The sequence below is a fragment of the Mesorhizobium sp. B3-1-8 genome (assembly GCF_006439495.1).
Lineage (GTDB): Bacteria > Pseudomonadota > Alphaproteobacteria > Rhizobiales > Rhizobiaceae > Mesorhizobium.
In genome coordinates this window covers 1-19,861 of the sequence record NZ_VFTK01000035.1, presented here as the reverse complement: position 1 = coordinate 19,861, position 19,861 = coordinate 1, and the positions used below count along the sequence as shown (strand labels likewise).

20 protein-coding genes and 1 pseudogene are annotated in these 19,861 nt (G+C 64.8%); 6 read left to right on the top strand and 15 right to left on the bottom strand.

All coding sequences use genetic code 11. The features are described 5' to 3' along the window. Nucleotides 1–10 precede the first annotated feature (10 nt). The gene (locus FJ424_RS26310) at nucleotides 11–2,290 is read left to right on the top strand and encodes a PAS domain-containing hybrid sensor histidine kinase/response regulator (protein WP_140658035.1); all 2,280 of its coding nucleotides are present in this window, start codon (nucleotides 11–13) and stop codon (nucleotides 2,288–2,290) included. A gap of 183 nt (nucleotides 2,291–2,473) precedes the next feature. Then, the gene (locus FJ424_RS26305) at nucleotides 2,474–3,361 is read left to right on the top strand and encodes a GNAT family N-acetyltransferase (protein WP_140644577.1); all 888 of its coding nucleotides are present in this window, start codon (nucleotides 2,474–2,476) and stop codon (nucleotides 3,359–3,361) included. Nucleotides 3,362–3,495: 134 nt separating this feature from the next. On the opposite strand, the gene FJ424_RS26300 is transcribed toward FJ424_RS26305, so the two are convergent. After that, a complete protein-coding gene (locus FJ424_RS26300; protein ID WP_140644578.1) occupies nucleotides 3,496–4,128 on the bottom strand; it encodes a trimeric intracellular cation channel family protein in 633 nt (210 codons plus the stop codon). 97 nt (nucleotides 4,129–4,225) lie between these two features. After that, on the bottom strand, nucleotides 4,226–4,858 hold the full coding sequence (grpE, locus tag FJ424_RS26295) for a nucleotide exchange factor GrpE (RefSeq protein ID WP_140644579.1): 633 nt from the start codon (nucleotides 4,856–4,858) through the stop codon (nucleotides 4,226–4,228). 217 nt (nucleotides 4,859–5,075) lie between these two features. Here grpE and FJ424_RS26290 point away from each other — a divergent pair, with 217 nt between their 5' ends. Then, a complete protein-coding gene (locus tag FJ424_RS26290; RefSeq protein WP_140658033.1) occupies nucleotides 5,076–5,276 on the top strand; it encodes a hypothetical protein in 201 nt (66 codons plus the stop codon). Between the two features lie 21 nt (nucleotides 5,277–5,297). On the opposite strand, the gene FJ424_RS26285 is transcribed toward FJ424_RS26290, so the two are convergent. From FJ424_RS26285 to cysG, 8 genes and pseudogenes are all read right to left on the bottom strand, one after another. Continuing rightward, nucleotides 5,298–5,918: a DJ-1/PfpI family protein gene (locus FJ424_RS26285; RefSeq protein ID WP_140644581.1), complete on the bottom strand. Its 621-nt coding sequence runs from the start codon at nucleotides 5,916–5,918 to the stop codon at nucleotides 5,298–5,300. A gap of 195 nt (nucleotides 5,919–6,113) precedes the next feature. After that, a pseudogene (locus FJ424_RS26280) lies at nucleotides 6,114–6,428 on the bottom strand (GMC oxidoreductase); the annotation flags it as partial. Beyond that, nucleotides 6,428–6,553 (bottom strand): GMC family oxidoreductase N-terminal domain-containing protein, encoded by a 126-nt coding sequence (locus tag FJ424_RS26275; protein ID WP_140658031.1) that lies wholly within the window; start codon nucleotides 6,551–6,553, stop codon nucleotides 6,428–6,430. The gene FJ424_RS26275 and the pseudogene FJ424_RS26280, both read right to left, overlap by 1 nt. 78 nt (nucleotides 6,554–6,631) lie before the next feature. Further along, nucleotides 6,632–7,165: a DUF934 domain-containing protein gene (locus FJ424_RS26270; protein ID WP_140658029.1), complete on the bottom strand. Its 534-nt coding sequence runs from the start codon at nucleotides 7,163–7,165 to the stop codon at nucleotides 6,632–6,634. Nucleotides 7,166–7,331: 166 nt separating this feature from the next. Beyond that, nucleotides 7,332–8,096, bottom strand: coding sequence for a phosphoadenylyl-sulfate reductase (locus FJ424_RS26265; RefSeq protein ID WP_140658027.1), 765 nt, complete (start codon nucleotides 8,094–8,096; stop codon nucleotides 7,332–7,334). Continuing rightward, on the bottom strand, nucleotides 8,071–9,741 hold the full coding sequence (locus FJ424_RS26260; RefSeq protein WP_140658025.1) for a nitrite/sulfite reductase: 1,671 nt from the start codon (nucleotides 9,739–9,741) through the stop codon (nucleotides 8,071–8,073). The genes FJ424_RS26265 and FJ424_RS26260 overlap by 26 nt, the downstream gene beginning before the upstream one ends. A 43-nt stretch (nucleotides 9,742–9,784) precedes the next feature. Next, nucleotides 9,785–10,078, bottom strand: a complete 294-nt coding sequence (locus tag FJ424_RS26255) for a DUF2849 domain-containing protein (protein WP_140644585.1) — start codon at nucleotides 10,076–10,078, stop codon at nucleotides 9,785–9,787. Beyond that, nucleotides 10,075–11,523: a siroheme synthase CysG gene (gene cysG, locus FJ424_RS26250; RefSeq protein ID WP_140658023.1), complete on the bottom strand. Its 1,449-nt coding sequence runs from the start codon at nucleotides 11,521–11,523 to the stop codon at nucleotides 10,075–10,077. The genes FJ424_RS26255 and cysG overlap by 4 nt, the downstream gene beginning before the upstream one ends. 417 nt (nucleotides 11,524–11,940) lie before the next feature. Between cysG and FJ424_RS26245 the strand changes: the two genes are divergently transcribed. Next, nucleotides 11,941–12,381, top strand: a complete 441-nt coding sequence (locus tag FJ424_RS26245) for a host attachment family protein (protein ID WP_140644587.1) — start codon at nucleotides 11,941–11,943, stop codon at nucleotides 12,379–12,381. Here the strand turns inward: FJ424_RS26245 and FJ424_RS26240 are convergent. Continuing rightward, nucleotides 12,369–12,554 carry a hypothetical protein gene (locus tag FJ424_RS26240; protein ID WP_140658021.1) on the bottom strand — a complete coding sequence of 62 codons (186 nt, stop codon included), beginning with the start codon at nucleotides 12,552–12,554 and terminating at the stop codon, nucleotides 12,369–12,371. The two genes, FJ424_RS26245 and FJ424_RS26240, sit on opposite strands and share 13 nt — an antisense overlap. 37 nt (nucleotides 12,555–12,591) lie before the next feature. Between FJ424_RS26240 and ybaL the strand changes: the two genes are divergently transcribed. After that, complete coding sequence (gene ybaL, locus FJ424_RS26235) at nucleotides 12,592–14,391, top strand: YbaL family putative K(+) efflux transporter (protein WP_181182143.1); 1,800 nt, start codon at nucleotides 12,592–12,594, stop codon at nucleotides 14,389–14,391. A gap of 6 nt (nucleotides 14,392–14,397) precedes the next feature. On the opposite strand, the gene FJ424_RS26230 is transcribed toward ybaL, so the two are convergent. Then, the gene (locus FJ424_RS26230) at nucleotides 14,398–15,204 is read right to left on the bottom strand and encodes a helix-turn-helix transcriptional regulator (protein ID WP_140658019.1); all 807 of its coding nucleotides are present in this window, start codon (nucleotides 15,202–15,204) and stop codon (nucleotides 14,398–14,400) included. 125 nt (nucleotides 15,205–15,329) lie between these two features. Here FJ424_RS26230 and FJ424_RS26225 point away from each other — a divergent pair, with 125 nt between their 5' ends. After that, the gene (locus FJ424_RS26225) at nucleotides 15,330–16,247 is read left to right on the top strand and encodes a zinc-binding dehydrogenase (protein ID WP_140658017.1); all 918 of its coding nucleotides are present in this window, start codon (nucleotides 15,330–15,332) and stop codon (nucleotides 16,245–16,247) included. A 10-nt stretch (nucleotides 16,248–16,257) separates the two neighbouring features. Here FJ424_RS26225 and FJ424_RS26220 read toward each other — a convergent pair whose 3' ends face one another. From FJ424_RS26220 to FJ424_RS33710, 3 genes are all read right to left on the bottom strand, one after another. Continuing rightward, on the bottom strand, nucleotides 16,258–17,007 hold the full coding sequence (locus FJ424_RS26220) for an SDR family oxidoreductase (RefSeq protein ID WP_140644591.1): 750 nt from the start codon (nucleotides 17,005–17,007) through the stop codon (nucleotides 16,258–16,260). Nucleotides 17,008–17,072: 65 nt separating this feature from the next. Further along, the gene (locus tag FJ424_RS26215) at nucleotides 17,073–19,328 is read right to left on the bottom strand and encodes a transglycosylase domain-containing protein (protein ID WP_140658015.1); all 2,256 of its coding nucleotides are present in this window, start codon (nucleotides 19,326–19,328) and stop codon (nucleotides 17,073–17,075) included. A gap of 193 nt (nucleotides 19,329–19,521) precedes the next feature. Beyond that, nucleotides 19,522–19,707 carry an SGNH hydrolase domain-containing protein gene (locus FJ424_RS33710; RefSeq protein ID WP_281405451.1) on the bottom strand — a complete coding sequence of 62 codons (186 nt, stop codon included), beginning with the start codon at nucleotides 19,705–19,707 and terminating at the stop codon, nucleotides 19,522–19,524. Nucleotides 19,708–19,861 lie beyond the last annotated feature (154 nt).

Below are 19,861 nucleotides of genomic sequence, written 5' to 3'. Positions count from 1 at the left end.
TGGTCTGCCCATGGTCGCGGACTCCGACATCAGACAGGACAGCAAAGCCGCGGGCGCTGACAGGCTCATACCCAATGCGCCGAAGCGGCGGGTGCTCGTCGCGCCGCCGCTGGCTCCTGAATTGCCCGCGGCGAGCCACGAAGGCTTGCCGTTCCTGACGATCGTTGCCATCGCCGTCATGGCGGGGCTGGCGCATCTTACCGGCGCGCCGCTCATCGTCACAATCGGCCTTGCCGCCGCCGCGCTTGCCAGCCTTGCCATGCATCTGCGCAGCCGTCGCGACGACCGGCGCACCGCAGCGCTTCTCGATGAGACCGCCGCCCGCAGCCGCGCCGAGATCGAGACTCTCGCCGATCGCATGTGGGAGATGCAGGAGAGCGAGGAACGCTTCCGCGGCCTGATCGACGCGCTTGGCGACCTCGTCGTCCACCGTGATCGCGACGGCCATATCGTTTACGCCAACAGCGTCTTCGCCTCGCTTGTCGAGGTCGACGCGCGCGATCTTGCCGGCAAGACCTTGTCCGAGCTTGGCATCGATGTCGGCATCGTTCCCGACGCCGCCTTCTCCGATCATGAATGCCTGAGTTCCACCGATGTCGCGATCCGCACCCCGAACGGGCCGCGCTGGTTCTCCTGGATCGAATTGTCGGTGCGCGACAAGGACACGGGCGCTGTCTCGCACCGCGCGATCGCCCGCGACATCACAGCCCGCAAGCGCGCCGAATCCTCACTGATCACCGCGCGCGAACAGGCCGAATACGCCAGCCTGGCCAAATCGCGCTTCCTGGCCACCGTCAGCCATGAGATTCGCACGCCGATGAACGGCATCATGGGCATGGCGAAGCTGCTTGCCGATACCGACCTCTCGCCCGAGCAGCGCACCTATGTCGGCGCCGTTTCCACCTCGGCCAGCGCGCTGCTCGCGCTCATCGAGGACCTGCTCGACTATTCCAAGATCGAGGCAGGCCGCTTCGAGCCCGAGCCGCAGCCGACCTCGCTGCGCGAGATCGCCGACAACATCATCGAGCTTCTGGCCGCGAAGGCCTTCGCCAAGAACATCGGCCTCGGCTGCCATGTCGAGCCCGACGTGCCGCAGATGATCACCGCCGATCCCGGCCGCGTGCGCCAGGTGCTGCTCAACCTCATCGGCAATGCGGTGAAGTTCACCGACGCGGGCGGCGTGCTGCTCACCGTGGCGCGCGCTCGCACCGAAACCACGGACCGCATCTGCTTCACCGTCGCCGACAGCGGCCCGGGCCTGCGCGAAGAGGACATGGAGCGCATCTTCGAGGAATTCGAGCAGTCCGACGGCACCTCGACCAGGGTGCATGGCGGCGCGGGTCTCGGTCTTGCCATCTCGAAGCGGCTGGCGACGGCGATGGGCGGCGCGATCTCGGTTTCGAGCCGGCTCGGCGAAGGGTCCGAATTCGTCCTCGAGCTTCCGGCAGTCGCCGCGACCGAGCCGCCGCCGCATCGCCACAACATCCTTGCCGACCGGCGGGCGGTGATCGTGTCGAAAAACGCCATCGAGGCCGATGCCATCGCCCGCACGATCAGGGCCCATGGCGGCATCGTCGAGATCGCGGCGACACCAAGCCAGGCCGCCCCCTTCGCCGCCGGCTGCAACGTGCTCCTGATCGACGCCGCGCTCGAAAACAGCGACGGCAGGCTGCTCAAGCGGTTGCGCGACTCGGGCTTCGCCGACTGCGAGGCCGTCACCCTGATCGCGCCGACGGATCGCGGCATGCTCGGCGAATTCCGCGCCAGCGGCTACGCCACCTTCCTCGCCAGGCCGGTGCGCGGCGAGACCCTGCTGCGGGTGCTGTTGACCAGCCATGGCTCCACGCTCGCCCAGCCGCGGCCGGAGCCGCGCGGGGCGCCCTCGGTGCGCAAGCGCGACCAGGGCCTGTCGGTGCTGATCGCGGAAGACAATGACATCAACGCCATGCTCGCGCGTGCCACGCTGTTGAAGGCCGGGCATCGCGTCAAGATCGTCGGCAACGGCAAGGCCGCGGTCGATGCCATTACCGATGCCGGCCTCAAGTTCCGCTTCGATGTGGTGCTGATGGACCTGCATATGCCTGTCATGGACGGGCTGGACGCGATCGCCGCCATCCGCCGTCATGAAGAGTCCCTGGCAATGCCGCCGATCCCGATCATGGTGCTTTCGGCCGACAGCCAGGAAAAGACCCGGCATGCCGTGCTCGCCCATGGCGCCAGCGGTTTCGTGACCAAGCCGCTCGACCCGGACGCGCTTGTCCAGGCAGTCGAGGGCCAGGTTGCCGCCTGAGGAAATTTTTAACCCTTGAACGCCTTGGCTTGCCTGGCTTTCGCGATCACAAGATAGCCGGGTGAGGGTATTGCCCAGCCGACAAAGTATTGCCCGCCACGTCGTATCACGGTACTGTCACAATCCTGTTGCACCTACACCGTATCCCCGTGCCAAGAGGGATGGCTCGAAGGAGAATCACTCGTGCATACAGTCGTGCCTGAATGTGACACTCGGCCGAATGCCGGCGGCGCCCTGCTCGCCGCCCGTACCGCCGACGCCGTCGCAAGCGGTGCTCCGCTGGGCCGCATCGGCAATCTCGAAGTGCGGCTCGCCCGCAACGAGGCCGAAATCGCCGCCGCCCAGGAAGTGCGCTATCGGGTATTCTACGACGAGCTTGGCGCCAGGAAAGACCTGTTCCAGGCGCAGGACCGGCGCGACGCCGACCGTTTCGACCCGCTCTGCGATCACCTTCTTGTGTCCGATACCTCCCTTCCCGGTCCTGAGCATCGCCGCATCGTCGGCACCTACCGCTTGCTGCGGCAGGAGATCGCCACGGCCGCCGGCGGCTTCTATTCCGAAGGCGAATTTGAGCTCACCAAGCTGATCGCGCGGCATCCCGGCCAGCGCTTCCTCGAGCTCGGCCGTTCCTGCGTTCTGCCGGAATACCGCTCAAAGCGCACCATCGAGGCGCTCTGGCAAGGCATCTGGGCCTATATCAACCATTACGGCATCGGCGTGATGACGGGCTGCGCCTCCTTCCATGGCATCGTGCCGGCGGCGCATGCCGAGGCGCTGACCTATCTCGCCCATCATTGCCGCACCGATTCCGCGTGGGATGTCCGCGCGGTTCCGGGACGCTACTGCTCCATGGACCTGATGCCGATCGAGGCGGTGAACACCAAGGCGGCGATCGCCGCCATGCCGCCGCTGGTCAAGGGCTATCTGCGCGTCGGCGCCCGCATCGGCGACGGCTGCGTCATCGATCACGAATTCTCGACTGTCGACGTCTTCGTCGTCATGCCGGTCAAGGAGATCGGCGCCCGCTACGTCAACTACTATGGCGGCGAAGGCCAGCGCTTCGCGGCGTGATTCTAGTGAGTAGTGAGTAGTGAGTAGTGAGTAGTGAGTAGTGAGTAGTGGTGGACACCATCACTCGAGCTTTGTCACTACTGACTACTGACTACTGACTACTCACTAACCCCTACTCACTAACCCCTGCTCCCTCAGGGAATATCCTCCGGCCTTCGCCCCGGCCGGCTCTTATAGGCCGGAAACGACCAGCCGAATTTAAGCGCCCCGCCGCGCACCATGAATGCGCCTGCGAAGCCGAGCACGCTGGACACCAGCGCAGGCAGGCCGGCAAGATCGCCAAGGGTGAAGATGGTGGCGCCGGCAAGGGCGGCCGTGACATAGATCTCGGGCCTGAGCAGAACCGAGGGCTCGCCGGCTAGCAGGTCGCGCAAAATGCCGCCGAAGGTCGCCGTCAGCACGCCCGTGATGACCGACACGACGGGCGAGCCGGTGATCGCCAGCCCCTTGGCCGCGCCCATCACCGAAAAAGCGGCAAGTCCGATGGCATCGAGCCACAGCAGCAATTTGTAGCGGGATTCGAACCGGTGGGCGCTGAAGAAGACCAGCACCGCGACCACGGCGCAGATCAGCACATAGCCGCTATTGGCGACCCAGAACACCGGCAGGTTGAGGATGACGTCGCGCAGCGTGCCGCCGCCGATGCCGGTGACGCTGGCCAGGAACAGGAAGCCGATGATGTCGAGCTCTTTGCGCGACGCCGCAAGCGCGCCCGTCGCCGCGAAGACGGCGACGCCGGCATAGTCAAGCAACGCGATGGGGTTCATGGCTGAGCGAGTAGTGAGTAGCGAATAGTAGCGAAATAGCACGAAGCCGCGGATAAATATCAGCCCCTGCTCACCACTCCCTATTCGCTACTCACTATCAAGCATCCTTCTCGGCCTGCTCGTTCACCGGACCCGGCTCGACCTTGGCCTCGGCGGCCGTCTTCGGGCCGCCCTTCGCGACACCGACCATCGCCGGCCGCAGCACGCGCTCGCCGATCGAATAGCCCGGCTGCACCACCTGGACGACGGTACCGGCCGGAACCTCCGGATTGGGCACCTCGAATATCGCCTGGTGGAAGTTCGGATCGAACTTCTCGCCTTCGGGCGCGAGTTTCTTCACGCCATGGCGTTCCAGCGCCGAAAGCATGGCGCGCTCGGTGAGGTCGACGCCCTCGATCAGCGCCTTGAAACCGGCGTCGCCGCCAGCCTTCGCCTCGGCGGGGATCGCATCCAGCGCGCGGCGCAGATTGTCGGACACTGACAGCATGTCGCGCGCGAAATTGGCGACGGCGTAGGCGCGCGCGTCCTGCACGTCGCGCGCGGTGCGCCGCCGCAAATTCTCCATTTCGGCCGCCGTGCGCAGCGCGCGGTCCTTCAGTTCCTCGTTTTCCTTCAGCAGCCGCACCAGCGCTTCGTAGTCGCCGTCGACGCCACCTTCCGCACGCTCGCCGGAAGCCTGGGTGGCTTCCATGTCTTCGGGCGTGCGTTCGTCTTTTGCCTGGTCGCTCATCGCGTTTCCCGTCATTCGGATTGGTCTGGATTTGCGCCCGATATCGAGGTTTGGAAGCGAAAAATCAAGGGGTAAGCGCTGGCGTCCGATGTCGGGCTGCCATTCCAAATTAATTCAAATTTTACCGTACCACGCGGCTTTGCTTGCCCTCAAATGCCGTTGCGGGAACCATAAGCGGGCTGGAGGAGTTTCGAAGCCAACACAGGATTTTGGGGCTATGAACGGCAACAAAGGCAACAGGCGCGCCGAATTGGCCAACGATATCAGGCGGCAGGCGGGCAGCGAAGCGACCAAGCGCTTTCTGCGCACCTTGCCCGCATTTCGCCTGGAAAAGGAAGTGCCCCGGCAACTGAGCGACCTGCTTGACCGCCTCAGCAGCGCAGAGGCTGAGAATGCAGGCGGCGGGCGGCGTCGGTAGCCGCGCGCCGCGACTGACGATTCAGGCCGCCTTCCGGTCGTCACGCATCAGCGCTTCGCCATGGCGGATCTCGGTGCCGAGCACTTTCAGGCATTCCCGCATGAAGGCGGCAAGGCCCGGCCAGCCCTTGGCTGAGACCAGATTGCCGTCGACATGCGCGCCGGTCGGCGCGACATCGATATAGATGCCGCCGGCAAGCGTCACTTCCGGCTCGCAATAATGCAGCGCCGCCACTTCCTTGCCGCGCACCACGCCATCGACCGCGATCAGGATCTGCGCGCCATGGCAGATGGTGAAGATCGGCTTGCCGGTCTCATGGAAATGCCTGACCAGCGCCTGCACGCGCTTGTCGATGCGGATATATTCCGGCCCGCGCCCGCCCGCCGCGTAGACCGCGTCGTAGTCGGCCGGGTTCACCTCGGCGAAGGTCTTGTTGAGGATATAGTCGTGGCCGAGTTTTTCGGTATAGGTCTGGTGGCCCTCGAAGTCGTGCAGTGAGGTCTTGAGCACGTCGCCGGCCTTCTTGTCCGGGCACACGACATGGACGGTGTGGCCGACCGCGTGCATGGCCTGTTCGAAGACGAAAATCTCGTATTCCTCGCTGAACTCGCCAACGAGCATCAATATCTTCTTGCCTGCCATGCCGTTTCCTCCCTTAGCTGGCTATTTATTTCGCAGCACGAAATAATGACCCTATCCTAAGGGCAAGACGATGGGAGGGGAAGTCAAAATCGTACAAGTGGTCTGACCAGATGAATTCGATTGCACCGGCCGGCGTACAGGAACGGCGCCGTGCAGGGAAAATCGAAGAGGTTGGTCCGACCAAGAAACCAAGGGTCAGGCGGTCGCCCGGATCATGTCCCCGGCCTTCTCGGCGATCATGATCGTCGGCGCATTGGTGTTGCCGCCGATCAGGGTCGGCACCACCGAAGCGTCGACCACGCGCAACCCCTCCAGCCGCGCACCTTGAGCTGCGGGTCGACCACGGCCATGTCGTCGACGCCCATCTTGCAGGTGCCCCGCGGGGTGGTAGATCGTGTCGGCGCGCGCCCTGATATGCGCCATCAATTCAGCATCGCTTGAAGCGCCGGCGCTGTAGATCTCCCTGGCGCGATACTTCGCCAGCGCCGGCGCCTCCAATATGGCGCGCGTCACCGCACGCCCTTGAGCAGAAGAGCGGCGAGCAGGCAGACCGTCTTCGACGGGTCTTCGGAAAGCCTGGCGGCAAGCGTCGAGCCGGCGGAGCCGCCGCCGGCGATGACATAGTCGTAGCGCATCCTCTCCTGCCGGCGGATGTTTCCGTCCGTTCACCTGAGAGAATGCCCGCCGGCGTGGCTTTCAAAGATGCCGCAGCGTCAGCTGGGACGCTTGCGCCGCCACGAATATTTCGGACCCCTGGGCTCCACTTCCACGGCCGGCTGGTAATAGACCGGCAGGCCACCGGTGCGGCCTTCCTCCAGGCGCTTCAAGAGCACCGGATTGGAGACCTCGAACTCGTCGAAGCCGAGCCGCAGCATGTGCGGCAACTGGTCGACCAGAACTTGCCCAGTGGCGCGCACCGCGCCCTTGAAGTCATGCCGGGCGCGCAGCAATTCGCCCTTGGAAAAAGAGCGGCCGTCATTGAAGGCGGGGAAGGCGAGCGCCACCAGCGACAGCTGGTCCAGCAGGCCGGTTATCTTGTCGAGCTCATCGCCAGGCTGCAGCAGCACGCCAAGGCGTTCGCGCGCCGACTTGCGGACCTCTTCGTCCAGCCCCAGGAAGACCTGCAGCGGCAGGATGAAGCGGCCATTGCCGGCCAGCGCCTCGGCGCTTTCGGCATGCGTCCACTCATCCTCGCGAAAACCATCCGGGGTCCAGAGGCGGGTCCCCCCTGTCGTCGATCCAGTCATCAAAATTCCTAAGTTCAAAAATCCAAGGTATGTCGAGAGTCAGGTCAGGCCGAGCCGAGAATGGTGGCTTCCGAGACCCGGAGCGGAGCGTACTTCAAGTACGTGAGCACCGGAAGCGCAGGAAGCCGCCGTTCGCAGGCCGGCCTCACCTGACTATCGGCATAGCCTAAAGTGAGGCGTCGGTCAGCGACTTTTCCAAACCGGAGAGGTGAATGCCGCACTCGGTCTTGGCGTGGCCAGCCCAGCGGCCACTGCGCGCATCCTCGCCCGGCTGCACCGGCTGCGTGCAGGGAAAGCAGCCGATCGAAAGGTAGCCATAGGCGACCAGCGGATTTTCGCGCAGCGCATGCGCGCGCATGTAGTCGGCCTGGTCGGCGGTCGTCCAATGCGCCAGCGGGTTGATGCGGATGCGCGAGCCGACCGCCTCGAAGACGGGCAGTGCCGCGCGCGTCGAAGCCTGGAAGCGCTTGCGCCCGGTGAACCAGGCGCGGAACGGCTCGACGCCGCGCGCCAGCGGCTCGACCTTGCGCACATTGCAGCAGGCGTCGGTGTTGGTCTCATGCAGCCTGCCGGTCGGGTCGACACGTTCTAACGCCGCCTCCTCCGGCTTGATGACCCTGACATCGGTCAGGCCGAAATCGGCGACCAGCGCGTCGCGATAGCCGAGCGTCTCCTCGAAATGCTTGCCGGTATCGAGAAAGATCACCGGCAAGGTTCGGTCGATCTCCGAGATCATGTGCAGAAGCACGGCGGAGTCAGCGCCGAAGGACGACACCGCGGCGACCTCGCCGCGGAAGGCTTCGCGCGCCGAGCGCTCGATGATCTCGATCGGCTTCAGATGGCCGAGCAGCGCGTCCAACCCCGCCGCTTCCGCGGCAACGCCGGCCTCGACGCCGACTACCCTGTCAAGCGGCCTTGGTTTCGCCAGCATAGAGCGCCTCCTTGAACGGCGCGGGACCGACACGGCGGTAGGCGTCGATAAAACGTTCTGCGGGATTGAGCCGAAGGCCAAGATAGGTATCGACGATCTGCTCGATGGCATCGGTGATCTCTTCCGAGGAGAAGCCACGGCCGATGATCTCGCCGACCGAAGTGTTCTCGTCGGCCGAGCCGCCGAGCGTCACCTGGTAGAGCTCGGAGCCTTTCTTCTCGACGCCGAGGATACCGATATGGCCGACATGGTGGTGACCGCAGGCGTTGATGCAACCGGAGATCTTCAGCTTCAATTCGCCGATCTCGCGCTGCCGCTCGAGCGAGGCGAAGCGGCGCGAGATTTCCTGAGCCACGGGAATGGAACGCGCCGTGGCCAGCGCGCAATAGTCGAGGCCCGGGCACGAGATGATGTCGCTGATCAGGTTCGAATTGGCGGTCGCCAGGCCGATCTCGACCAGCGCGTCATAGACCGCCTTCAGATCGGCGCGCGCCACATGCGGCAGGATCAGGTTCTGCTCGTGGCTGACGCGCAATTCGTCGAACGCATGCTTCTCTGCGATGTCTGCGACTGCTTCCATCTGACTGTCGGTGACATCGCCGGGCACCTCGCCGATGCCCTTGAGCGAAATCGTCACCGCCGCGTAGTCGGGATGGCGATGCGTCACGACATTCTGGTCGAGCCATTCCGAAAAGCTCTTGGAATCGAGCCGCGCTTGCTTGACGAGGGCATCGCCTTCCGGCCGGGCCAACAGCGCCGGCGGCGCGAAATAGGCGTTGATCGCCTGGATGTCGGCCTCCGGCAACTTCAAATCGGTGTCCTTGAGCTCCTGCCATTCGGCCTCGATCTGCCGCATGATCTCCTCGACGCCGGTCTCGTGCACCAGGATCTTGATGCGCGCCTTGTACTTGTTGTCGCGGCGGCCGTAGAGGTTGTACACGCGCAGGATCGCCGTGCAGTAGGACAGCAACTCGGCCTCCGGCAGAAAGTCCCGGATCTTCTTGGCGATCATCGGCGTGCGGCCCAGGCCGCCGCCGACATAAACGGCAAAACCCAGTTCGCCGGCCGCGTTCTTCTTCAGGTGCAGGCCGATGTCATGCGCCTGGATGGCAGCCCGGTCGCGCTCGGCGCCCGTCACCGCGATCTTGAACTTGCGCGGCAGGTACGAAAATTCCGGATGGACCGAGGACCATTGCCGCAGGATTTCCGCGTAGGGACGCGGATCGGCGACCTCGTCCGCGGCCGCCCCCGCGAAATGGTCGGCGGTGACGTTGCGGATGCAATTGCCGCTGGTCTGGATGCAATGCATCTCGACGCTGGCGAGATCGGCCAGGATCGCCGGAACGTCGGCGAGCGCCGGCCAGTGGAACTGCAGGTTCTGGCGCGTGGTGAAATGGCCGTAGCCCTTGTCGTACTTGCGCGCGATGTGGCCGAGCATGCGCAATTGCCGGCTGTTGAGCGTGCCGTAGGGCACCGCAATGCGCAGCATATAGGCATGCAACTGCAAATAGACGCCGTTCATCAGCCGGAGCGGCCGGAACTGGTCCTCGCTGATTTCGCCGGCAAGCCGGCGCTTCACCTGGTCGCTGAACTCGGCGACACGGGCCTGAACGAAATCGTGGTCGAACTCGTCGTAACGGTACATGCTTCGTCTTTCAGGGCGCGTCCGCCCGCTGCCTACCTTGGATTTAAGCCGCCCGCGCCGCTTGCTTGCCGAGATCGGGATGGATGGTCGGGCCGGCGGCGCGGATCTTCTCGCGCAACCGCACCGGCTCCACCAAGCCATCGACAACCGTGACGTCGATCACGTTGACGTCCAGGACTTCGTTGTTGGCGGCGGCAGCGGCGCCGATCGCTTCGAGCCGATCCTCCGCCGTCTTGTCATGCGCGATATCGGCGTGACCGACGGTCTCCGCCCAGCCGCCATCGGCGTACCAGACGGCGATGCCGTCGGAGAGCCTGTTCGCGGTCAGTACCTTCATTGCTCAACTCCTTGGGCGACGGCTGAAGCCGCGCCCTCATGCTTATGTGCCGCGAGCGGCTCGGATTGTTCAAAATTGGCCCCGGCGACGGCGTCGCCGATGATCGTCATCACCGGTCCGGTGAGATCGGCGCGCTCCTCCAGCGACGGCAGGTCGGCAAGGGTGCCGTGGAAACGGCGGCGCTCGCCGAGGCTGGCGTTTTCGACGACGGCAACCGCCGTGTCCGGCGACAGCCCCGCTTCGATCAGCCGGCCGGCGACTTCGGCCGCGACCGAACGGCCCATATAGACGGCGACGGTCGCACCCGAGATGGCGAGCTTGGCCCAGTCGGGCAGCGAGTTGCCCTTGAGATCGTGCCCGGTGGTGAAGACCATCGACGACGAAACACCGCGCAGCGTCAGCGGCAGCTCGAAATCGGCGGCGGCGGCAAAAGCGGCGGTGACGCCCGGAACCACCTCATAGGCGATCCCGGCATCGCGAAGTGCTGCCATTTCCTCGCCGGCGCGTCCGAACACCAGCGGATCGCCGGACTTCAGCCGCACCGCGCGCTTGCCGGCGCGGCCAAGCTCGATGAGCAGCGCATTGATTTCAGTCTGGCTCTTGGAATGGCAGCCCTTGCGCTTGCCGACCGGCAGGCGCTCGGCGTCGCGGCGGCCTATGGCCACGATCGCCTCCGGCACCAACGCGTCGTAGACGATGGCATCGGCTTCCATCAGCAGGCGATGCGCGCGCAAAGTCAAAAGGTCCTCCGCGCCCGGACCGGCGCCGACCAGCGCGATATGTCCTTCAACCGGAGCATCCTGGGCCAAAAGCTCGAGCGCCGCGCCATGCGCCTGAGCGAATTCGCCGGCTTCGATGGCCTTGGCCGGCGCGCCGGCGAAGAAATCGCTCCAGAAGCGGCGGCGGCGATGGCCCTTTGGCAGCGTCTCGGCGGCAGTGCGGAAAGAAGCGGCAAGCGCCGCCAGCCGGCCGAGCGACGGCGACAGCATGCGGTCGATGCGCCCGCGCAGCATCTGCGCCAGGACCGGTCCGGCGCCTTCGGTGCCGATGGCAATCGCCACCGGCGCCCGGTTGACTAAGGCCGGGGTGAAGAAATCGCAGAGATCGGGACGGTCCACGGCGTTGACCGGGATGCCCAGCCGGCGTGCGTCCTCGGCTATGCGGCGGTCGACCGCTTCATCGCCGCTGGCCGCGAACACCAGGACGGCACCTTGGAGATGCACGGCCTCATAGGCAGCGTTGATGTGGACGGCGCCGGCCGACGCGATGAAATCCAGCAGGCCGTCGCTGGCATTGTCGGCAACGACGCGCAGCACCGCGCTCGATTGCGAAAGTAGCCGCGCCTTGGCAAGCGCCTCCTCGCCATTGCCGACAATGGCTACGGCTTCGCCGTCGACCCGCATGAAGACGGGAAAGGCATTGAGCTTGGCGTTGGCTGGCGACATGGCGATGAGCAATAGTGGAACAGTTTGGCACTTTTACGCGGCCACGCCAAAAATCAGAAGGCAAGCACTCGCGCGCCGCCGAACGGCAGGCAATCGCTTTTTCGCAACCGCGAAAGGCAAGAGAAAAATATTCTACTTTGGGAGTGAAGCCGCCAGAGCGGCATAAGAAACTGCCTTGATCCGTCGTAATTTTTAGCGCCGGACGGGGAAAGCTGCAAAACAGTTTTTTCTAAATTCTACTAAGTTAGTAGATTAAAGCCTACCTTGGCTGTTTTGGCGCCAGCCACGTCGGGTGAGAGTGATCGAAGGGCCACCGCCAGATCGGAACAATCATGCTTCGCGGCTCGTTTGCTTAGCAATCCATTTGTCGATCCGAAGCTCCATCGATCGGCAATCATGCAAGCAAGGAGGAACGCGATGAGCATCAAGCTGAAGCACGGATTATGGGTCGTCGTGGCCGATGGCGAGAAGGCGCTCTTCCTGCGCAACCAGGGCGACAGCAAGTTCCCGAATTTGGAAGTGGTGCAGGAGATGGAGCAGGAGAACCCCGCCACGCGCGAGCAAGGCAGCGACAAGCCAGGCCGCCAGAGCAACGAGGGTCCGCGCAGCGCCGTCGAAGAAACCGACTGGCACCGTCTCGGCAAGGAGCGCTTCGCCGTCGAGATTGCCGACCGGCTCTACAAGCTCGCGCATCGTGGCGAGTTCGACGCGGTCGTGCTGATCGCACCGCCGCAGGTGCTTGGCGAGATGCGCCAGAAACTGCACAAGGAGGTCGGTGAGAAGGTACAGGCGGAAATCCCGAAGACGCTCACCAACCACACCATTTCCGACATCGAGAACCTGCTTCAGGCGGCATGAAGCGGCGGAACGAACGCAGCTTCGAAGCCTGATTGGTCTAAGAGCCGTCTCTTTGGCGGCGCGGCGCCGATTTTCCAGCGCGCGCCGTTGCGATTCTGCGCGGCGATGGTTGCATCATCGCCGCTCTCCCCGCCATATTGCCAGGAGGCGTCGACCCTTTGGACGACGCTCATCCGACATCGTCAGTTTTTGAAAGGCGCTCCATAGACAATGCCGCATGACACACCCCTTATCGCCACCATCGTCGCCGGTCTGGGGCTTGCTTTTGTCTTCGGGGCTTTAGCCAACCGGTTCCGCATCCCGCCGCTTGTCGGCTATCTTGTCGCCGGCGTCCTTGTCGGCCCGAACACGCCCGGCTTCGTGGCCGATGCCAGCCTTGCAAATGAGCTCGCGGAAATCGGCGTCATTCTTTTGATGTTCGGCGTCGGCCTGCATTTTTCGCTGAAGGACCTTCTGTCCGTCCGCGCCATCGCCGTGCCGGGCGCCATCGTGCAGATCGGCTTTGCGACGCTGCTTGGCGTTGGGCTTGCCTGGCTGCTCGGCTGGTCGCTGGGTGCCGGCCTGGTCTTTGGCCTCGCGCTTTCGGTCGCCTCGACCGTGGTGCTTTTGCGCGCACTTCAGGAGCGGCGGCTGATCGAGACCGAGCGCGGCCGCATCGCCGTCGGCTGGCTGATCGTCGAGGATCTCGCCATGGTGCTGGCGCTGGTGCTTTTGCCGGCGCTCGCCGGCGTGCTCGGCGGCCAGCCCCAGGTCGATGACCATGCGAGCCTGCTCTCGCTGCCCGCCAGCTACGGCATATGGGGCGTGGTCGGCATCACGCTCGCCAAGGTCGCCGCCTTCGTCGTCGTCATGCTGGTGGTCGGCCGCAGGGTCATTCCCTGGATCCTGCATTATGTCGCCCATACCGGCTCCCGGGAACTGTTCCGCCTCGCCGTGCTTGCCATCGCGCTCGGCGTCGCCTTCGGCGCGGCGAAGCTGTTCGGCGTCTCGCTGGCGCTCGGCGCCTTCTTCGCCGGCATGATCATGAGCGAATCCGAGCTCAGCCACCGCGCGGCGGAAGAATCGCTGCCGCTGCGCGATGCCTTCTCGGTGCTGTTCTTCGTCTCGGTCGGCATGCTGTTCGACCCGTTCAGCCTGATCAGCAACGGCCTGCCCATCCTCGCCACCTTGGCCATCATCGTCATCGGCAAGTCGATCGCTGCTTTCGTCATCGTCATTGTCTTCCGCTACCCGATCGCCACCGCGCTGATGATTTCGGCGAGCCTTGCCCAGATCGGCGAATTTTCCTTCATCCTGGCCGAGCTTGGCGTCGGCCTGAAACTGTTGCCAGAGCAGGGCCGCGACCTGATCCTGGCCGGCGCCATCCTGTCGATCCTGCTCAATCCGCTGTTGTTCCTGATCGTGGACTGGATGAAACCCTGGCTGGAAAAGCGTGCCGGCAAGGATGCCGCGCCGGCCGCAGAGCAGCGACCAATCGGCCCGGCGACCGAGCCCGGCCAGGTCGCTTCGGTGTCGGCCCCGGGTCAGGAAGACGGCCCGCCACCGAAAACGGCGCTTGCCGGCCATTCCATCCTGATTGGCTACGGCCGCGTCGGCAGCCTGGTGGGCGCGGCTCTGAAGGAAGCCGCCCTGCCCTTCCTGGTCATCGAGGATGCCGACAAGACGCTGGCGAAGCTGCGGGACGACGGCGTCGAAACCGTTGCCGGCAACGCCGCCAATGCGGACGTCTTCGCGGCCGCCAACCCGGAAGGCGCCAGGCGGCTTATCCTCGCTATCCCCAACGCCTTCGAGGCGGGGCAGGTTGTGCTCAGGGCCCGCGCGGCCAATCCGGCGATCAACGTCATTGCCCGCGCGCATTCCGACGCCGAGGTCGAGCATCTGAAAGGCCTCGGCGCCGACACCGTCATCATGGGCGAACGCGAGATCGCCCGCGGCATCGTCGAGGTGGTGACCGGCAAGACCGTCGATCGGGCCGGGCCTGCCATGGAGATCAACCCGCAGCCCGCTTGATTGGCATCACGCCACGAACGCGGAGCCGCCGTTTTGCGCGATATCGCTGAGATATTTGGCCGGCGGCTTGCCCAGTGCCTTCTTGAACATGGTGATGAAGGCGGTGACGGATTCGTAGCCGAGATCGCCCGACACCTGCTGCACGCTGGCGCCGGCGGACAGTTCCCTGAGCGCCACGATCAGGTGCAGCTGCTGGCGCCAGCGCCCGAAACTCAAGCCGGTCTCCTTCAGGACGAGGCGCGCCAGGCTGCTTTCACTGAGCGCAACACGGTTTGCCCATTGCGCCAACGTGCTGCGATCGGCGGGGTCGTCCGCCAACGCTTCGGCGATCCGTCGCAACCGCGGCTCGGCCGAGATCGGCAGGTGCAACTGCTGAACCGGCATAAGCGGCAGCTCGGCAAGCAGGACCTTTCCCAGGAAATCGCATCTCGGCTCGTCCGGCGCGCACTCCGATAGCTCGATGATCAATTCGCGCAGCAGCGGCGAGATCGATAGCGTGCAGCACCGGTCCGGCAACTCGGCGGCGCCCGGCTCGATATAGACGAAGAAAATCCGCGCATTCACCGTCGCGATGTTGCTGTGTTCCATGCGGCTCGGCACCCACACCCCGCAATGCGGCGGCACCATCCAAAGCCCGCTCGGAACGCGGCAGGTGACGCCGCCGCCGAGCGCGAAGACGAGCTGCCCTTTGTGATGCCAATGCGCCGGCACCTCGGCCTTGGTCCCGGTGACATCGACGCCAATGGCGATCGCCGGCGCGGCCACGTTGTCGACGTCGAAATCCAGCCAGGGCCAGCGGAGCGGTTGTCTCATCCTTGACGTCTTTTAGCGATCATCTGGCTTTATCTCTAAATTCAACAGCCGCGAAAGTCGATAGGTTTTCGAGCCGTTTCCGTCGCAATCGATCGCGGCGTTCGAGCGTCATTGAAGGTGGCCCCATGCTTGCTCTCGCTATCTCTTCAGACAGTCCGAACAGGCTGAAGCTCGTCGAAGTTGATGAGCCAAGCTGCAATACGAATGAAGCATTGGTGGCTGTTCATGCAACATCATTGAACCGTGGCGAGCTGCGCCTGCTCGGCATACGTCCCGACGGCTGGATACCTGGCCAAGACATCGTCGGCATCGTTGAGCGCGCGGCGGCCGATGGCTCCGGCCCGGCTGCCGGCACGCGCGTCGCGGCTTTGATCGACCAGGCCGGCTGGGCTGAACACGTCGCCGTTCCGACCGACCGCCTTGCCGTCCTGCCGGAAGTGGTCAGCTTCGCCGACGCAGCCACGCTCCCGGTGGCGGGCACGACGGCGCTGAGAACTTTGCGCCATGGTGGCGATCTCGCCGGCCAGCGGGTCCTGATCACCGGCGCGAGCGGCGCGGTCGGCCGCTTCCAGATCCAGATCGCCCGCGAGCAAGGCGCTTCGGTGACGGCGGTCGCTTCGGCCCGGCACCACGATGATCTTCGCGATCTGGGCGCCGGGCAGGTCGTCGAGTCGATCGAACTGGCCGGGGGACTATTTTCATTGATCACCGAGTCGGTCGGCGGCAAAAGCCTCGCCGACGCGATCGAGCGTGTCGCGCCCGGCGGGACCGTCGTCATGTTCGGCTCGAGCAGCGGCGAGCTCACGCCGATCGGATTCCGGCAGTTCGTTCCGGGCCACGAGGGCACAAGGCTCCAGACTTTCGCCTACTATACGTCCGGCTCGGCCATCGGCGCCGACATCGCCGCGCTGCTCGATCTGGTCGCGGCCGGCCGGCTGGAGACCCGCGTGGCGATGACCGTGCCATGGACGGACATCGGCCAGGCCCTGGACGCGCTGCGGCAGCGCGGTATCAGCGGCAAGGCCGTTCTCACCATGGCCTGAAGTCAGCCAATCACACGTGCTGGCCGCCATTGATGTGGATTTCCGAGCCGGTGACGTAGGACGCCTGGCCGGAGCACAGGAAGAAGATGATGTCGGCGACTTCCGAGGTGGCGCCAAGCCTTCTCAGCGGAATCGTCTCGACGATCTTGTCGGTGCCGGGCGAAAGGATCGCGGTGTCGATCTCGCCCGGCGCGATCGCGTTGACGCGGATGCCGTGCGGACCGAAATCATGCGCCATCTCGCGCGTCAGCGAGCCGAGCGCCGCTTTCGATGTGGCATAGGCCGTGCCGGCGAAAGGATGCACGCGGGTGCCTGCGATCGAGGTGACGTTGACGATCGAGCCCTTGGCGGCGGCGAGCTCCTTGAACAGCCCCCTTGCCAGCATGATCGGCGCAAAGAAATTGACCTGGAACACATCGCGCCAGACATGCATCGGCGTCTCGATCGAATCCATGCGCCTGCCGTCTTTCAGCTTCGGCGAGATGCCGGCATTGTTGACCAGCGCGTGCAACTGTCCGCCATGCGCCTCCAGCCGGTGGCGGATTTCCGAGACGGCGATGCCGACATCCTCCTGGTCGGCGAGGTCGACCTTGATGTGGTCCTCGGGGCCGGCCGGCCACGGGCAATCCTCGGCGAAAGCCTGGCGCGAGCAGGTGATGACGCGCCAGCCCTCGCGCGAAAAGCGCTTCACGGTCGCATGGCCGATGCCGCGGCTGGCGCCGGTGAGCACGATGGTTTTTCTGCTGTCGGTCTCGGCCATGGCTTGATCTCCGGCCGGACATGTAGCCGAAGGCGCCTGTCATTACGAGAGGGCGAGTTGCCGCTTCAACCGCCGCCCAGGATATCGAGAATCGAAGTCTGCCGCTTCTTCGTCGGTCCGCCGACATTGCCGGGCGGCACCGGATGCTTGATCGAGGCGGTCGATCCGCTGTCGCTTGGCATGTCGAAGCCGTCCGCATCGACGGTCTGGGCCGGGCGCGCCTGACGTACCGGCGCTGGCGCCGGAGCGACCGGCTGTGACTGGCCGACGGCCGCGGGCGGCGCTGGCGGCTGCGAGGCGTCAGCCGACGGGATCTCGTCCGGCACGATCGTATCGGACGGCGTCGACTTCCAGGTGCCGGGCAGCGGCCTGACCGGCACGCCTTCATGCGCGGCCACCATGAATTCGTGCCAGGCCTGCGCCGGCAGGGCGCCGCCGGTGACCTTCTTCATCGGGCTGCCGTCGTCATTGCCGAACCACACGCCCGTGGTGAGATTGGCGGTGTAGCCGACGAACCAGGCATCGCGCGAATTCTGGCTGGTGCCGGTTTTGCCGGCCGAAGGCCAGTTGAACGCCGCTTTCTTGGCGGTGCCGACCTCGACGGTGCCAGTCATCATCGAGTTCATCATGCCGACGATATCGGCCTTGATGACGCGCGGCGCGCTGCCGCCGCTATTCTCGTAGAGCACCTTGCCGTTGGCGGTGGTGATGCGTTGGATGAAGTGGATGTCCGGCTTGTAGCCGCCATTGGCGAAAGGCACATAGGCCGAGGTCAGTTCCAGCGGCGTCACCTCCGAGGTACCGAGCGCGATCGAGGTGTTGGCCTGCAGGTCCGACTGGATGCCCATGCGATGCGCGGCTTCCACCACAGCGTCGGGGCCGACTTCCATGGTGAGCTGGGCCGCCACCGAGTTGAGCGACTTGGCCAAAGCTGTCGCCAGCGTCACCTTGCCGTAATATTTGCCGCCGTAATTGTCCGGCGTCCATTTGCCGATCTTGATCGGCGCGTCGTTGCGGATGCTGTCAGGCGTGCGGCCGGCCTCCAGCGCCGCCATATAGACGAAGGGCTTGAAGGCCGAGCCCGGCTGCCGGCGCGCTTCCGAGGCGCGGTCGAACTGGCTGGTCGAATAATCGTAGCCGCCGACCATCGCGCGCACCGCGCCGGAATCGTCGATCGACACCAGCGCGCCTTGCGTGACGTTCAACTTCTTGCCGCTCTCGTCGATCAGCCGGCGGATCGAATGTTCGGCAAGCTTCTGCAGGTTGAGGTCGACCGTGGTGTTGATGACGATGTCGCCGCGCACGTCGCCGATGAGGTCCGGGAGTTCGTCCATCACCGTATCGGCGACATAGTTTTCCGAGCCGGTCCAGTAGGACGGCGCGCGCGTCGCCGGCGCGCTCAGCGCCGTCTTGTATTCCTTGTCGCTGATCTTGCCGGTCTCGCGCATGGCCGCGAGCACGAGCTGCGCCCGCTCCTCGGCCGCCTTTGGGTCGCGCGCCGGCGACAGCTTGGACGGCGCCTTCAGCAGGCCCGCCAGCAACGCGGCTTCCGAAAGCGTCACGTCGCGCGCGCTCTTGCCGAAATAACGCCGCGAGGCCGCCTCGACGCCATAGGCGCCCGAGCCGAAATAGACCCGGTTGAGGTACATTTCGAGGATCTGGTCCTTGCTGTGCTTGTGCTCGAGCCACAGCGCGAGCAGCACTTCCTGGACCTTGCGCTCCAGCGTGCGGTCGGGTGTCAGGAACAGGTTCTTGGCCAGCTGCTGCGTCAGCGTCGAGCCGCCCTGCGAGAAATGGCCGCCGATGAGATTGGCGACCATGGCGCGCGACAGGCCGATCGGGTCGATGCCGAAATGCGAATAGAAGCGCCGGTCCTCGATGGCGACCACGGCCTCGGGGATATAGGGCGACATTTCGTGCAGGCCGACGGCCTCGCCGCCCGACGCACCGCGATTGGCGATCAGCGCGCCATCGACCGAGACGATCTTGATGTTCGGCGCACGGTCCGGGACCGACCACGTCGTCGCAGCCGGCATCTTGGCGCCGTAATAGACGACGATGCCGGCCGTCGCGATACCGCCCCATATGCAGAGCACGAAGCACCAGTAGACAAGCCGCGTGGCGATGCCGAGCAGCCCGCGCCGATTGCGGTCGCGGCCACGGCCGCGCGATTTCGCCTTGGCGGACCTGCCCTTCGAAGCGGATTTACGACTGCCCGGCACGACACGATCCTCCTCGCTGACCGAAAAGCCTTCGGAGGATTTCGCGCGCGGCGATCCCTCGAAGCTCGGTTCGATGCGACTGTCTCTGCGGTTCGCCATGCGCTCTTGCTTGCTGCCCCGGTGCCGATGGCGTTCGGGTTGAAGACTAGATGCGGCGGTTTAAAGGCGGGTTAAAGCAGGGTTTATGCAGCCTTTTGAAAACCCTTACGATTTTCTAAATCCAACGGTCTCGCGCTATCTTTCGCAGTCGGGTCCATTGCGGGGCGCCGCATGATTACGAGTGGATGGTTGCTCAAAGTCCCGCTGCCTTGGCCAGATAGGGCGCCAGCGCCAGCGCGTAGGTTGCCGTCAGATGATGGTTGTCGCGCAGCACGACAATGTTGCCGACCACCGCCGGGCAGCTCTCCTTGCCGCATAGCGCATCGTTCATGTCCACCACGCTCACCCCCGGGACGGACCGGGCGGCGAGCGCAAAGATGTTTTCCCGTTCGACCTAGGCCGTAGTGACGATTTAAGGAATTGGGATTCCCACGGGCCGGCAAATCAGATTCAACGCTGATTTTTGGGGATCAGTGATGAACTGCGACGCGCTTCGGGACGACCAGTGGGACCGGATCAAGGGCTTTGTTCCG

Bases quoted from the DNA above. Each gene is read 5' to 3' on its own strand.
- FJ424_RS26220 (WP_140644591.1), bottom strand. From the start codon at position 17,007: ATGGCCGAGACCGACAGCAGAAAAACCATCGTGCTCACCGGCGCCAGC.
- FJ424_RS26310 (WP_140658035.1), top strand. From the start codon at position 11: ATGGTCGCGGACTCCGACATCAGACAGGACAGCAAAGCCGCGGGCGCT.
- FJ424_RS26270 (WP_140658029.1), bottom strand. From the start codon at position 7,165: ATGACTGGATCGACGACAGGGGGGACCCGCCTCTGGACCCCGGATGGT.
- FJ424_RS26225 (WP_140658017.1), top strand. From the start codon at position 15,330: ATGCTTGCTCTCGCTATCTCTTCAGACAGTCCGAACAGGCTGAAGCTC.
- grpE (WP_140644579.1), bottom strand. From the start codon at position 4,858: ATGAGCGACCAGGCAAAAGACGAACGCACGCCCGAAGACATGGAAGCC.
- FJ424_RS26245 (WP_140644587.1), top strand. From the start codon at position 11,941: ATGAGCATCAAGCTGAAGCACGGATTATGGGTCGTCGTGGCCGATGGC.
- ybaL (WP_181182143.1), top strand. From the start codon at position 12,592: ATGCCGCATGACACACCCCTTATCGCCACCATCGTCGCCGGTCTGGGG.
- FJ424_RS26215 (WP_140658015.1), bottom strand. From the start codon at position 19,328: ATGGCGAACCGCAGAGACAGTCGCATCGAACCGAGCTTCGAGGGATCG.
- FJ424_RS26260 (WP_140658025.1), bottom strand. From the start codon at position 9,741: ATGTACCGTTACGACGAGTTCGACCACGATTTCGTTCAGGCCCGTGTC.
- FJ424_RS26300 (WP_140644578.1), bottom strand. From the start codon at position 4,128: ATGAACCCCATCGCGTTGCTTGACTATGCCGGCGTCGCCGTCTTCGCG.
- FJ424_RS26255 (WP_140644585.1), bottom strand. From the start codon at position 10,078: ATGAAGGTACTGACCGCGAACAGGCTCTCCGACGGCATCGCCGTCTGG.
- FJ424_RS26230 (WP_140658019.1), bottom strand. From the start codon at position 15,204: ATGAGACAACCGCTCCGCTGGCCCTGGCTGGATTTCGACGTCGACAAC.
- FJ424_RS26275 (WP_140658031.1), bottom strand. From the start codon at position 6,553: ATGCGCTACGACTATGTCATCGCCGGCGGCGGCTCCGCCGGCTCGACG.
- FJ424_RS26240 (WP_140658021.1), bottom strand. From the start codon at position 12,554: ATGAGCGTCGTCCAAAGGGTCGACGCCTCCTGGCAATATGGCGGGGAG.
- FJ424_RS26290 (WP_140658033.1), top strand. From the start codon at position 5,076: ATGAACGGCAACAAAGGCAACAGGCGCGCCGAATTGGCCAACGATATC.
- FJ424_RS26265 (WP_140658027.1), bottom strand. From the start codon at position 8,096: ATGCTGGCGAAACCAAGGCCGCTTGACAGGGTAGTCGGCGTCGAGGCC.
- cysG (WP_140658023.1), bottom strand. From the start codon at position 11,523: ATGTCGCCAGCCAACGCCAAGCTCAATGCCTTTCCCGTCTTCATGCGG.
- FJ424_RS26285 (WP_140644581.1), bottom strand. From the start codon at position 5,918: ATGGCAGGCAAGAAGATATTGATGCTCGTTGGCGAGTTCAGCGAGGAA.